The following is a 14,190-nucleotide window of genomic DNA, read 5'->3' as shown; positions in this document are numbered from 1 at the left end:
CAAAATTAATAAAAACAGAATTTAGTATTAATATTTGATTTAAAATCAGAATATTATGTTGTTTTTTAACAATTTAAAGAAATTTAAAATTGATTTATTGTGTCAATTTCACTTTGGAAGCATATAAAATATGGCTATTGAAGGTTGAGGAGCGCCTGCCTTACCGCATTGTCATTCTGGTTTACAGCTTTATAATAGCCCACATCGCCTAAATAATAGCGGCAAAGTAAAGCTTTAAGATCATTTAAGATCACATTCTTTGAATTGTACAATTGAAACCGGTCTATCGTTATGTTTTTGCGTTGCAGAAATCCGATAAAATCTTTGAAGTCATTATCGTTTATGGTAAAGATGTTGATGTTCTGTTCTACAAAGCTGGCACTGTACCTATTAGTCAGTACATTAAATACATAATCAGAAAGCACTTTTTTGTTCACTAAACCAGTGTAAAACTTATTATAGCCGGTAGTGTCTAATTTTACGAATACGTCTGGTTGGATGCCGCCAACAGGTTTAACTTTTCTATTGTGTTGAATTACCCCTTCCGTTTTCTCAATAGAATCCTGAAAAGAAGTGCGGTCTCCGGTAAGTTCTCCATCCATCATCCGTTCGTCCAACTCATGTTTATAAGCATCATAGCCTTTCTTGTATGATTTTTGGATACTTCTGCCAGAAGGGGTGTAATATCTTGCGATGGTTAAGTTCAATGCAGAGCCATCGCCAAAAGCAAATTGTTCTTGTACCAAACCTTTGCCAAAAGAGCGGCGGCCAATAATAATCCCACGGCCCAGGTCTTGGATAGCTCCTGCAACAATTTCGCTCGCTGAAGCCGTATTTTCATTAATCAAAACAGCCAGTTTGCCATTTTGAAAAGACCCGGTGCCGGTAGAAAAGTAATCAGTCCGGGGCTCATGCTTACCCTGGGTGTATACAATGAGCTTATTTTCTCCCAGAAACTGATCGGCCAGGCCAGTTGCTGCCGTAAAATAGCCACCTCCGTTGTCGCGCAGGTCGAGAATGAGTTTTTTCATCCCCTTTGCTTTCAGGTTATTGGCTGCAGCAGCAAAATCATTATCCGTATTTGCGCCAAATTTACTGATCCGAACATAACCGGTTTCGTTGTTAATCATGTAGGCAGCATCAATACTGCTGATGTTTACTTTACCACGGGTAACCATAATGCGGTTGCTCTGTGATGCGCCCGGGTGTAAGAGCACTACGCTTACGCCAGTTCCGGATTTACCTTTAAAACGACCGGTAAGTTGATCTTTAGGCAGGTTTCGTCCGCTTACTATAGCAGTATCAATACTCAAAATCTTATCGCCCAGTTTAATTCCTGCCTGATATGCCGGTCCGTCCTTCACCACCCCTGTAACCATCATGGTATCGTTAAGCATATAATATTCTATGCCTACCCCTTCAAAATTTCCTTCCAGGTTATCGGTCATATCCTGCGCATCGGTTGGTGGCAGGTAAACACTATGTGGATCGAGCTGGTGCAGAACGCTATCAATAGGTAAGTTCTGAAGCGAATCCGTATTGATGTCATCAACATAATTACCATTGATGATGTGTAAGATTTCGTTTAGTTTTTCGTCGCTGTTTTCCGCAAGCTGCGGACTTTTTTTAACGCCAAAACCTTGGTCTTTAATGAATTTTATACCCAAAAACATGCCTGCTATTAAGATTATAGAATAGCTTAAAGCGATTAGTATGTTGTTCCTGGTATTTTTTTTCATTGGCGTCACTGCAAATTTATGAAAATTAGCGGGTTGATATATTTTTTAACTGTATTTTCATGTCTTTTGTTTATAATATTTAGGATTAAATAATACCTGCCGCGGTTGGCTAAAATTTATGGCAGATATTTTTTAGATTTTTAACCTAGTTTTTAGAAAGAATTTACCGAATTTTATCAAAATTAAATTTATGAACAGAGTTACCGAGCAAGAATCTAACTATAAACACATCGATCAGATGTCGGTATTGGAGGTTTTGCAGGGCATTAATAATGAAGATAAAACTGTAGCATTTGCAGTTGAGAAATCTTTGCCTGAGATTGAAAAGTTAACGTCGGCAGTGGCCGGGCGGATGAAAAAAGGTGGGCGTCTTTTTTACATAGGTGCAGGTACAAGCGGCCGTTTAGGTGTAGTAGATGCTTCAGAATGCCCGCCTACTTACGGTGTGCCATTTGATTGGGTTGTAGGAATTATTGCTGGTGGAGATACTGCGATTAGGAAAGCGGTAGAATTTGCTGAAGATGACGCGGAGCAAGCCTGGAAAGATCTTCAGGAATTTGATATTAATGAAAAAGATTGCCTGGTTGGCCTCGCAGCATCAGGTACCACGCCCTATGTAGTGGGCGGATTAAAAATAGCTCGTGAACACGGAGTTTTAACAGGTTGCATTGTTTGTAATACCGGCGGACCTATTGCCGCAGCTTCGGATTTCCCGGTTGAAGTAGTTGTTGGCCCTGAATTTATTACCGGCTCTACGCGCATGAAATCCGGTACGGCGCAAAAAATGGTATTAAATATGCTAAGCACCACGGTGATGGTTCAGTTGGGTCGCGTGGTTGGCAATAAAATGGTCGATATGCAGTTAACCAATCATAAACTGGTAGACCGCGGTACACAAATGGTGGCCAATGAACTGAACATTGGTTATGATGAAGCCGCTGAACTGTTAAGCCGTTATGGAAGTGTACGTAAAGCTGTGGAAGCAGGGCACTAAAAAATGAGAGAAGGATAGAAGGATGGAATGATTGAATGAAAAAGTGATGTGATGTAGAAATGATCTTAGCATTCACGCATTCAAAACTCAATCCTTCAATAATTAAAAAAGTATGCACGAAATTGAGCCTTATTACCAGTGGAGAGATGATTATATTTCGGCAGAAGATGAGCGTTCGCCATTTTATAACACCGAGTATTCAGAACTTTACTTTGATAAGCAGATCTATAACTTTTTGCTACACCCACAATGGGATGAGTTTGGTTCTAATACCTTATATATGAAGGTTTTGTACGCTGACTATGACCGCAGTTATGCAATTATAGAGTTTATAGGCGAGTGGAACGATGCCATTAATAATGACATTATGTTGCTAAAACGCGATATTTTGGAGATGATGATGGATGAAGGACTTAATAAATTTATCCTGATAGGTGAAAATGTACTGAATTTTCATGCTTCAGACGATAGTTATTATGAAGAATGGTTTCAGGAAGTAGAAGATGGCTGGATTGTTGGGGTAAATTTTCAGGAACATGTAATCAGCGAATTCCGTGATAACAGCATTGATTATTACATTAACTTTGGCGGTGCGTTTGACAATCTGCCATGGCGTACCTTAAAACCTTTACAGTTCTTTAAAAAAGTTGAAGAACTGCTGACAAAAAGATTGAACTAAATGTTTATTTTTATATCATTTAACATACAAAATTAAAATGGAACAACAAAATTATCAATATCAGGATCATAGCATTTTCGTACAAACTAGGCCTGAGTCTAAACGCTTTTTCGGAAATGTGTTTTTATGGATGTTTGTAGCATTGGTAGTTTCTACCGGAGCTGCTTATTTTATAGCAAGCACACCAGCTGTAATGGATTATCTTGTCTCAGTTAATCCTGAAACGGGGAAAGGTGGTTTTACCATATTAGGTTACATCGCAATATTTGCCCCGCTTGGTTTAGTGTTACTATTAGGCGCTGGTATGCAAAGAATGTCATATCAAACATTAATAGGTGTGTTTTTGCTATATTCTATATTAACTGGAGTAATGCTTAGCTTTATCTTATTAATTTATTCTTTGCCTTCAGTCGTAATATGCTTTGCTGCGGCAGCGGCCATATTTGCTGTGATGGCGATAATGGGGTATACCACTAATACCGATTTAAGTAAATTTGGCCCTATATTATTTGCTGGTGTAATCGGTTTAGTGATTATTAGCGTAATCAATATGTTTTTGGGTAGCTCCACCTTGAGTTATATCATGGGATTTATCGGTGTAGCCGTTTTTACCGCTTTAACCGCTTATAAAGTTCAGGAACTAAAAAGAATTGGTCAGGGCTTAGATGAGAATGGCAATACTTTAGCCGTAAATGAAAGTAAAAAACTTGCAATTTTAGGTGCTTTATCTCTTTACATTACGTTTATCAATTTATTTCTATCACTATTACGTATTTTCGGTAGCAGAAGATAATGGATAAGTTTTTAGCGATTACCGGTTTTCTGTTGGTTGGCGTATGTATTCAGTTGCTGATTACCATTTTTATAACGGATAATGTCTTTGTAGTAAGTTCAGGCAGTGGGATTTGGATGAGCTATATGGGAATTTGGTATAATAAAAAATATAAAAGAAAAGTAAACAGCTAATCTCAAAAACAAAACAATATTCTTAAGGCCGTGCAGAATTGCATGGCCTTTGTAATTTTATTTGGCAGTAAAGCGATAATTTTTGGAATTGATCATGCTTTGTTGCATTTTTGTATGCTTATTAAGAAAGACGGAGGGATTAGACCCAACGAAGTCTTAGCAACCTGTAACCTACAAGGTGCTAAATTCTATTCTGCAAATAGCGGAAACAGATAAGTTTAGGATTACGATTCACGTACCAACTTTTTCAATAAGCCTTTTAGAGACTTGAGACAATAGATTTGAGATTTTAGACATTACGTCTAATCCATTCTCATATCTAATCTCTCATATCTCAAATCTTACAACAGCAAATGGGTATAAGAGAAGAATTAGAGAAACGTATTTTGGTGATTGATGGTGCAATGGGTACCATGATTCAGCGATATAACTTAAGCGAAGAAGATTTCAGGGGAGAGCGATTTAAAAACCATCCTTGTGACGTGAAAGGCAATAATGATTTGCTCAATATCACGCGTCCGGATATCATCAAAACGATACACCTGGAGTACCTGGCGGCTGGTGCAGATATTATCGAAACCAATACGTTTAGTACACAGCGTATTTCCATGGCTGATTATCAGATGGAAGACCTTTCTTACGAAATGAGTTATGAGGGCGCACGGGTGGCAAAAGAAGCTGTAAATGAATTTATGGCAGCAAATCCTGATCGTAAATGTTTCGTGGCCGGTGCTATCGGCCCAACAAACCGTACCCTTTCCATGTCGCCAAATGTAAACGACCCTGGTTTTAGGGCGGTTTATTTTGATGAGCTGGAAAAAGCTTATTATGAGCAGGTACGGGGTTTGGTAGATGGTGGTTCGGACGTATTGTTGATTGAAACCATTTTTGATACTTTAAATGCTAAAGTGGCTATTGTAGCCATTAAAAAATACGAAGAGGTAATAGGGCGTAAATTGGAAATCATGATTTCTGGTACCATTACTGATGCTTCCGGACGAACACTTTCCGGGCAAACTGCCGAAGCTTTCTTAAACTCTGTAATGCATGCAAAACCGCTAAGTATTGGTTTTAACTGCGCTTTGGGTGCAAAAGAGATGCGTCCGCATATTGAAGAGCTGGCTACAAAGGCAGGCTGCTATGTTTCAGCTTATCCAAACGCAGGTTTACCCAACGAATTTGGTGCTTACGATGAGCAACCGCACGAAACGGCCCATCTGGTTGATGATTTTATTGCCTCGGGTTTTGTAAATATTGTTGGCGGCTGCTGCGGTACTACACCAGCGCATATTGGTTGTATTGCTAAAAATGCACGAAAAGCCAAACCCAGAAAATTACCGAAACTTCCGCAATACATGCGCCTGAGCGGGCTGGAGCCCGTAACCATTACTCCAGAAAGCATTTTTGTGAACATTGGAGAGCGTACCAATATTACCGGATCTCCAAAATTCTCTAAACTGATTTTGGGTGGCGATTATGAAGCTGCATTGGCCGTTGCCCTGCAACAGGTTGAAGGTGGTGCACAGATAATTGATGTGAATATGGACGAAGGAATGCTGGATTCGGAAGCCGCCATGACCAAATTCCTGAACCTCATTGCTTCAGAGCCAGATATCGCCAAACTGCCGATTATGGTCGATTCATCAAAATGGTCGGTGATTGAAAATGGCTTAAAATGCCTGCAGGGGAAAGGGATTGTTAACTCCATTTCTTTAAAAGAAGGCGAAGATAAATTCCGTGAAAGCGCCCGTAAAATTATGCAATATGGTGCAGCAGTAGTGGTAATGGCATTTGATGAGCATGGGCAGGCCGATAATTATGAACGCCGGATCGAAATCTGTAAACGCAGCTATGATATCCTGGTAAACGAAATTGGTTTTCCGCCGGAAGATATCATCTTCGACCCTAATATTTTAACTGTGGCAACCGGGCTGGAGGAACATAATAATTATGCAGTCGATTTTATCAATGCTACCCGTTGGATCAAAGAAAATCTGCCTCACGCCAAGGTAAGCGGAGGGGTTTCTAATATTTCGTTTTCTTTCAGGGGAAATAATGTGGTAAGAGAAGCCATGCACTCGGCTTTCCTTTATCATGCCATCCGCGCAGGTTTAGATATGGGTATTGTAAATGCCGGTATGCTGGAGGTTTACCAGGAAATTCCGCCCGAATTGTTAGAAAGGGTAGAAGATGTATTGTTAAACCGCAGGGAAGATGCAACCGAACGCCTGGTTGAATATGCCGATACCGTAAAAACCAAAGGTAAAGAAGTAGTTAAAGATGAAGGCTGGCGAAAAGGTTCAGTTGAAGAAAGATTATCACATGCCCTGGTTAAGGGTATTGTAGAATACCTGGATGATGATGTAGAAGAAGCCCGGCAGAAATACGACCGTCCGATCCAGGTTATTGAAGGGCCATTGATGGATGGGATGAATATTGTGGGAGATTTATTTGGTGCCGGAAAGATGTTTTTGCCTCAGGTGGTAAAATCGGCCCGGGTAATGAAAAAAGCAGTGGCCTACCTGTTACCTTTTATTGAGCAGGAAAAATTGAACAATCCTGATCAGAACCAGAATTCTTCGGCCGGAAAAGTATTGATGGCCACCGTAAAAGGAGATGTACACGATATCGGTAAAAATATTGTAGGCGTGGTACTGGCCTGTAACAACTTCGAAATTATTGATATGGGCGTGATGGTCCCGGCACAGGATATCATCAAAAAAGCCAAAGAAATAAATGCTGATATTATTGGTTTAAGTGGTTTGATTACGCCTTCGTTGGACGAAATGGTTCACTTTGCCAAAGAAATGGAAAGAGAGGGGTTCACCATCCCGTTGATCATTGGTGGAGCAACCACTTCACGCATCCATGCAGCAGTAAAAGTAGCGCCGAATTATTCAGGGCCAGCTATCCATGTATTAGATGCTTCAAGAAGTGTTACCGTTTGCAGTACATTGATGAATCCTGAAACGAGAGATGAGTATATCGCCGGCATCAAAGCTGAGTATGATAAAGCACGCGAAGCGCATTTAAATAAACGTTCAGATAAACGCTTTAAAACTTTAGAAGAAGCACGAGCAAATAAATTTAAGATTGATTTTCAGCCCGATTTACCGGTTCCGGAATTTACAGGTACCAGGGTTTTCGATAATTATCCCCTGGAAGAATTGGTTCCATACATCGATTGGACACCTTTTTTCCATACATGGGAGCTCCGTGGTAGTTATCCTAAAATTTTCGACGATAAAAATGTCGGCGATGAAGCAAAGAAACTGTTTGATGACGCACAGGTTCTGTTAAAACGTATCCTCGACGAGAAATTATTAACCGCAAGGGCTGTGATTGGTTTTTGGCCGGCAAACGCGGCAGGAGACGACATCGAGTTGAGAGTTGAGAGTGCTGAGTTGGGAGACTCCAAACCCCAAACTCCAAACTCCAAACTAGTCAAAATCCACACCCTTCGCCAACAGGCTGAAAAAGTAGATGGGCAGCCATATTATGCTTTATCGGATTTTATTGCACCAAAAGAAAGCGGAATTCAGGATTATTTTGGTGGTTTTGCCGTAACTGCAGGGATCGGGATTGATGAACTGGTGAATGAGTTCGAATCTAATTACGATGATTACAACAGCATTATGGCTAAAGCGCTGGCCGATCGTTTGGCAGAAGCCTTTGCCGAGCGCATGCACGAACGGGTACGTAAAGAATATTGGGGTTATGCCCAGGATGAAAACTTAAGTAATCAGGAATTGATTAAAGAAGAATACGCAGGTATCCGTCCGGCGCCAGGTTATCCTGCCTGCCCGGAACACACCGAAAAAGGAACCCTGTTCGAATTGCTTGATGCTGAAAATAAAATTGGTCTACGTTTGACTGAAAGTTATGCCATGTATCCAACTGCTGCAGTAAGTGGGTTTTACTTTGCACATCCAGAGTCAAGATATTTTGGATTAGGAAAAATCACCAAAGACCAGATAGAAGATTACGCCATCAGAAAAAATATGCCGGTTGAAGAAGTAGAGCGATGGTTAAGTCCGAATTTAGCTTATTAACACTTCACTTTTGTCATCCTGAGCGCAACGAAGGATCTTTAAGCGAAGTATGAAGATAACTTACAGTTAAAAAATAGAAACTGCCATTATTTATGAGATGCTTCATTAGCATTCAGCATGACAATTAACAAGGTATGAAGATTACAGACCATATAAAAAACGCAAAGGGTAAAACCCTGTTCTCTTTTGAATTATTGCCGCCTATCAAAGGGCAAAGCATCCAATGGATTTACGATGCGATAGAGCCTTTGCTGGAGTTTAATCCGCCTTTTATTGATGTAACTTCACTGCGTGAGGATTATATTTATAAGGAGCAGGCTAATGGTCTGCTGCAAAAGGTATCTTACCGTAAACGCCCGGGTACCATTGCCATTTGCGCGGCCATTATCCATAAATATAAGGTTGATGCTGTTCCACACCTCATTTGCGGTGGATTTACCAAAGAAGAAACCGAAAATGCACTGATTGATCTTCAGTTTTTGGGAATTGATAACGTGTTGGCTTTGCGTGGCGATGCGCGTAAGGCAGACGGGAATTTTGTGCCAACTCCCGGTGGACACTGTTATGCTACAGATTTAATTGAGCATATCAAGAACCATAACGAAGGTAAATTCCTGCATGAAGATGTAGAAACCTTTAAGAGCGATTTTTGTATCGGCGTGGCAGGTTATCCGGAAAAACACTTCGAAGCACCCAATATGAATACCGATTTTAAATACCTGAAAAAGAAAGTTGAGGCGGGAGCGGAGTTTATTGTTACCCAGATGTTCTTTGATAACCAGAAGTATTTTGATTTCGTAAAGAAATGCAGGGAAAACGATATCAATATTCCGATTATACCGGGTTTGAAGCCTATCAGTACGTTATCACAGTTAAACGTATTGCCTAAAATATTCCATATTGATTTGCCTGATGAGTTAACCGATGCGCTATCACATGCTAAAAACAACAACGAAGCCAAAGAAATTGGTACTGAGGCCATGATCAAACAATGTAAACAACTGATTGATTTCGGTGCGCCGGTATTACACTTTTATACCATGGGCCGCCCTGAACAGACCAAACAAATTGCAAAGGCTATTTTTTAGTAAAAAACAAGCTGTGTGCTAAATACAGAATTGTCATCTTTGAGGAATAATTTAGGGTGTAAAAATCAGTAGGAGTGACAGATAGATTTAAAGTTTTCATTATCTCTAGGAGTGATCGTCATTCCCAACTTGATTGGGAATCTTAAATCGTTGCATTAAGATTCCCACCTACGTGGGAATGACGACCTAATTAGTGGATTCTGTCAATGGTAGCTTATCGAAAAAACACTGTAAATTGTTGTAGGCATTTCGACACGTCGGCAAGCTCAAAACTGGCTGAACTGAAATTTACAGCAAATTAACTAACCTAAGTTTCGGCGCGAGAAGACTTCGCGGTTGCCATAATGCTGTTAGCCTATTGCTACATTTGAAATTACACAGAACATTAAGTTTAAATTATTGTTTTAATTTAATAGCATCTATATTTGTAACGATGAAATCAGGTAGTCTTAGATATATATTGATTGTCTGCATGGCGCTTGCCTTTTTCTTAAAAGTGAGCCATGTGGTTTCGTATTTAAGCTATTCAGATCATCATGTTGAGCTTCTGTCTATAAATGATGACGCTCCAGAAAAGGAAGAAAAGAAAACAGAAAGTGAGTTTGCGGTACAGGAAATTTCATTTAACGGAACCTTGTACTTCCCATTTCAGACTTCGAAAAAGGTGATCATACCTGATCATGCTTTCCAACTGGCATACTTTCCAGAGGTTTTAACACCGCCTCCATCCATTTAATACATCTTTTTAGATTTATTTCCTGTTTCGAAAAAACAGAAACAATTTTCTATTTCAAAAATTTCAAAATAATTAATAGATATGAAACGAGCAATTTCATTTGCAGTGCTTTTGATCGCTGCCTCTTTAAAAATCAGTGCGCAAGAAGTGGTGCAGCATAATGTTAAACCTGTAGAAAACGCCTTAAGCCAGGTTACCAAGCTGGAGCCCGTAAGCTTTAATTATGATAAAACCTGGGCCGAGAAGTTAAAACTATCTGCCAGACCCCAATATGGTTTTGTTGGAGCTGATGCAAAGGCAGCCGTTCCAAATATTGTTTCGGTGCAGTCCAAAGATTACAGTGCAGGAAAAAATGCTTTTAAAAGTGCTACCATCACCAGGGTAGATTATGAAAGTTTAGTTCCGCTTTTGGTAGCCAGCATCAAGGAGCAACAGCAACAGATCGAGGCGTTAAGGCATGAGTTAAAAATGCTAAAATCGCAGGGCGCTAAGTAATTTAGTTGGTCCGGATTTTTAATCCGGACCTATGGTTCTCCAGATTGTAATCTGGTTAATTAATATCTAATCATAAATAAACAACTTCCAGCATGCCTAAACCACCAGCCTAGTTTATAGCCGAACTATAGTTGTAATGTTCTGCTTCTGAAACAATTCCCGACTCAATGGGGTTATTATGGATGTAATCCAATTTTTGATCTTTAAATTCATTGGAATATAAAGCGATAGGATGGAAACCATCCTGCCAAAATTTATATTCTTTGTTTTTCATATTGATCCGTGCAGCAAATGAAAACTTATCTAAGAGCCATTCTCTACTTTCATTAATTTCTTCGATTGTTTTTATAATTTTTTTTGAGGTGAATTTTTTAAAGTCCCTGATAATGTCTGAAAGTTTGTAATTTTCTTTAGCACTCACAATCATATGTAAATGGCTTGGCATTAAACACCACGCATAAATAATCAATCCTTTTTGTGATTGACAATATTTAAGACTTTCAATAATAACTTCGGCAAGTTCTTTTCGCGTAAATGCATCAATCCATCCCACTACTGTTGTAGTTATGAAGTAAATGTCGTTTTGATCGGTGACAGCGTATTTGAAAGCCATAATTCATTTAATTACAGGATTATAAATCCTTAGGCCAAAAGTCGGGATTGCAAATCCCGACTAACTTCATACTTGTTGGTCCGGATTTTTAATCCGGACCGATTGTATCCCAGATTTATAATCTGGTTAATTAATATCTAATCATAAATAAACAACTTCCAGCAGGCCTAAACCACCAGCATAGTTTATAGCCGAACTATAGTTGTAATGTTCTGGTTCTGAAACAATTCCCGATTCAATGGGGTTATTATGGATGTAATCCAATTTTTGATCTTTAAATTCATTGGAATATAAAGCAATAGGATGGAAACCATCCTGCCAAAATTTATATTCTTTGTTTTTCATATTGATCCGCGCAGCAAATGAAAACTTATCTAAGAGCCATTCTCTACTTTCATTAATTTCTTCGATTGTTTTTATAATTTTTTTTGAGGTAAATTTCTTAAAGTCCCTGATAATATCTGAAAGTTTGTAATTTTCTTTAGCACTCACAATCATATGTAAATGGCTTGGCATTAAACACCAGGCATAAATAATCAATCCTTTTTGTGATTGGCAATATTTAAGACTTTCAATAATAACTTCGGCAAGTTCTTTTCGAGTAAATGCATCAATCCATCCAACTACTGTTGTAGTTATGAAGTAAATGTCGTTTTGATCGGTGACAGCGTATTTGAAAGCCATATTTTATGAGTTTTAACTAATAATAAGGATTATAAATCCTTAGGCCAAAAGTCGGGATTGCAAATCCCGACTAACTTCATGTTGGATGCTGGTCCGGATTTGCAATCTGGACCTATAGTTCTTCAGACTTGTAATCTACTTAGATTAATTTCTAAAGAAATTTTTAATTTAGTTAGGGGTTGTATTAACTAATGTAATGCTATGACTATTTATTTTTACAAATATCTTCCGGCGTAACGTTTAAATTTCTATTTTTATATAACTAACCGATATAAATCTACATTAAAACAATTCTTATGAAAAAGCTTATTCAATTATTGCTGTTTTGTACAGTACTGGCTGTATTACCTTTGCAAAATACCAAGGCAGAAATTAACGTCAGAAAATTTTTTAGCATTGGCTTAAATTTAAGTAACGGAACCAGTGATAACGGATCTATTTACCTCTACGGTCCTACGCCTGTTAGTGCTTATTTTGGTCCGGGCGGAAGTTCATATGGGCCATTGACCGCCGGTACCTATACGGTTATTATTTACACTTCGGCCCCAGGCTCACGCACTTTTAGATTTAATGGACAGGCGATTACCACCAGTTCAGGAAGCGCGACATTTAATAACGTTAGCATTACTTCTACAGCTTTCGCTTCTGTTAATTAAATGAATATTTTCAAGATGGTCCGGATTTGCAATCCGGACCTATGGTTCTCCAGATTGAAATCTGGTCAATTTATCCTTCTAAGTCTACAATCTCGACCAATCCCTATTATCCTTTAAGCAAATATTCTTTAAATCCTTCAAAATCTATCCCTAACTGATCTGCATGTTTAGGTTTGCTTTCTAACGCCTTTACTTGCACCGGGATTTCAATTTTAGCTGCGATCTCCGCTGGGAAAATATCGGGGAATTTACAGGCATGCGCCGTTGATAAGAAAACAGCCGCACTGTTATCTGCAGGGTTTTCATTTCTGTATTTTTCAATAGCTAAATATGCAATTGCGGTATGTGGACAGGCTACGTAATTTAAATTTTTATCTATTTCTTTAATACCCTCCAGTGTTTCATCATCAGTGAAACGGTAAGAAGTAACCATTTTTTTTACCGCTTCCACATCCTGATCAAAAAGATCCATAATGCGGACCCAATTGCTAGGCGCACCAACATCCATGGCATTGGAATAGGTTTGGGTTGATGGCCTGGTTTCATAAACACCACTTTCTAAAAAGCGCGGTACTGTGTCATTAACATTGGTAGCGGCAATAAACTGTTTAACTGGTAATCCAAGTTTATAAGCCAGTAAGCCTGCGCCAATATTTCCAAAATTCCCACTCGGAACAGAAAATATCACATCCTCAAAACCTTGCTTTTTAAGTTGGGCGTAAGTGTTAAAATAATAAAATGTTTGTGGAATCAATCGCGAGATATTGATCGAATTTGCAGAAGTCAACCTGAATTTCGCATTCAGTTCACGATCAGCAAAAGCCTGTTTTACCAAAGCCTGGCAATCATCAAATGTTCCTTTTACCTCAACAGCTCTGATATTTTCGCCGTTGGTAGTTAACTGTAATTCCTGTATCGGGCTCACTTTTCCTTCCGGATAAAGGATTGTTACCCTGGTATTAGGCACGCCTAAAAAGCCTAGCGCCACTGCGCCACCGGTATCACCCGAAGTAGCAACCAGAACATCCAGCAGCTGCTCGCCGTCTTTTAAGAAGTAAGCCATTACACGGCTCATAAAACGGGCGCCAAAATCTTTAAACGCTAACGATGGACCGTGGAAGAGTTCTAAGACAAAGGTTTTATCATCTAATTGAACAGCGGGTGCATCAAAATTAATGGCATCGTTAATTAGCGCTCTTAAATCTTCAGCCGGAATCTCCTCTTTTAATAGCGTAGAAGCTACCTGGTAAGCAATTTCAGGTAAAGAATATTGCTCAATATTTTGAACGAATTCGGTATCGAGCTGTGGAATTTCAACAGGCATATATAAGCCCTTATCCTGTGGCATGCTGTTAAAAACGGCTTCTTTGAAAGAGACACGTAAATCTTTATTATTGGTTGAGTATAGTTTCATTTTAAGGTATAGGGTTTGGGGTGTAAGGTTTAGGGTTAATGGCGCCGAGTATAACCCTACGCCCTATGCCTTTT

General features: G+C 39.1%; 12 protein-coding genes and 1 riboswitch. Of the genes, 8 read left to right on the top strand and 4 right to left on the bottom strand.

The features are described 5' to 3' along the window. Positions 1–134: 134 nt before the first annotated feature. The gene (locus BM107_RS14275) at positions 135–1,739 is read right to left on the bottom strand and encodes a S41 family peptidase (RefSeq protein ID WP_090984447.1); all 1,605 of its coding nucleotides are present in this window, start codon (positions 1,737–1,739) and stop codon (positions 135–137) included. Between the two features lie 190 nt (positions 1,740–1,929). On the opposite strand from BM107_RS14275, the gene murQ reads away from it, so the two are divergent. The 7 genes from murQ (at position 1,930) to BM107_RS14240 (ending at position 10,749) form a co-directional block, all read left to right on the top strand. After that, positions 1,930–2,733, top strand: a complete 804-nt coding sequence (murQ, locus tag BM107_RS14270) for an N-acetylmuramic acid 6-phosphate etherase (RefSeq protein ID WP_090984445.1) — start codon at positions 1,930–1,932, stop codon at positions 2,731–2,733. Positions 2,734–2,845: 112 nt separating this feature from the next. Then, entirely contained in the window at positions 2,846–3,412 is a 567-nt protein-coding gene (locus BM107_RS14265) for a hypothetical protein (protein ID WP_090984443.1), read from the top strand. A gap of 37 nt (positions 3,413–3,449) precedes the next feature. Next, a complete protein-coding gene (locus tag BM107_RS14260; protein WP_090984441.1) occupies positions 3,450–4,205 on the top strand; it encodes a Bax inhibitor-1/YccA family protein in 756 nt (251 codons plus the stop codon). A 288-nt stretch (positions 4,206–4,493) separates the two neighbouring features. Beyond that, a riboswitch (SAM riboswitch) is annotated at positions 4,494–4,597 on the top strand. Positions 4,598–4,731: 134 nt separating this feature from the next. Beyond that, on the top strand, positions 4,732–8,430 hold the full coding sequence (gene metH, locus BM107_RS14255; RefSeq protein ID WP_090984439.1) for a methionine synthase: 3,699 nt from the start codon (positions 4,732–4,734) through the stop codon (positions 8,428–8,430). A gap of 134 nt (positions 8,431–8,564) precedes the next feature. Next, positions 8,565–9,518 (top strand): methylenetetrahydrofolate reductase [NAD(P)H], encoded by a 954-nt coding sequence (gene metF / locus BM107_RS14250; protein ID WP_090984437.1) that lies wholly within the window; start codon positions 8,565–8,567, stop codon positions 9,516–9,518. A 472-nt stretch (positions 9,519–9,990) separates the two neighbouring features. Continuing rightward, positions 9,991–10,254 carry a hypothetical protein gene (locus tag BM107_RS14245; RefSeq protein WP_090984435.1) on the top strand — a complete coding sequence of 88 codons (264 nt, stop codon included), beginning with the start codon at positions 9,991–9,993 and terminating at the stop codon, positions 10,252–10,254. A gap of 81 nt (positions 10,255–10,335) precedes the next feature. Further along, positions 10,336–10,749: a tail fiber domain-containing protein gene (locus tag BM107_RS14240; protein ID WP_090984433.1), complete on the top strand. Its 414-nt coding sequence runs from the start codon at positions 10,336–10,338 to the stop codon at positions 10,747–10,749. Positions 10,750–10,858: 109 nt separating this feature from the next. Here BM107_RS14240 and BM107_RS14235 read toward each other — a convergent pair whose 3' ends face one another. After that, the gene (locus tag BM107_RS14235; protein WP_090984431.1) at positions 10,859–11,362 is read right to left on the bottom strand and encodes an REP-associated tyrosine transposase; all 504 of its coding nucleotides are present in this window, start codon (positions 11,360–11,362) and stop codon (positions 10,859–10,861) included. Positions 11,363–11,503: 141 nt separating this feature from the next. Continuing rightward, the gene (locus tag BM107_RS14230) at positions 11,504–12,046 is read right to left on the bottom strand and encodes an REP-associated tyrosine transposase (RefSeq protein WP_090984429.1); all 543 of its coding nucleotides are present in this window, start codon (positions 12,044–12,046) and stop codon (positions 11,504–11,506) included. Between the two features lie 296 nt (positions 12,047–12,342). Between BM107_RS14230 and BM107_RS14225 the strand changes: the two genes are divergently transcribed. Next, positions 12,343–12,702, top strand: coding sequence for a hypothetical protein (locus BM107_RS14225; RefSeq protein ID WP_090984427.1), 360 nt, complete (start codon positions 12,343–12,345; stop codon positions 12,700–12,702). A 106-nt stretch (positions 12,703–12,808) separates the two neighbouring features. On the opposite strand, the gene thrC is transcribed toward BM107_RS14225, so the two are convergent. Further along, positions 12,809–14,116, bottom strand: a complete 1,308-nt coding sequence (gene thrC, locus BM107_RS14220) for a threonine synthase (RefSeq protein ID WP_090984424.1) — start codon at positions 14,114–14,116, stop codon at positions 12,809–12,811. Between the last annotated feature and the right edge of the window lie 74 nt (positions 14,117–14,190).

Origin of the sequence: Pedobacter suwonensis, assembly GCF_900111825.1 — a bacterium.
GTDB lineage: Bacteria > Bacteroidota > Bacteroidia > Sphingobacteriales > Sphingobacteriaceae > Pedobacter > Pedobacter suwonensis.
The sequence above is the reverse complement of the archived record's forward strand: the minus strand, read 5'-3'. Positions and strand labels throughout refer to the sequence as shown.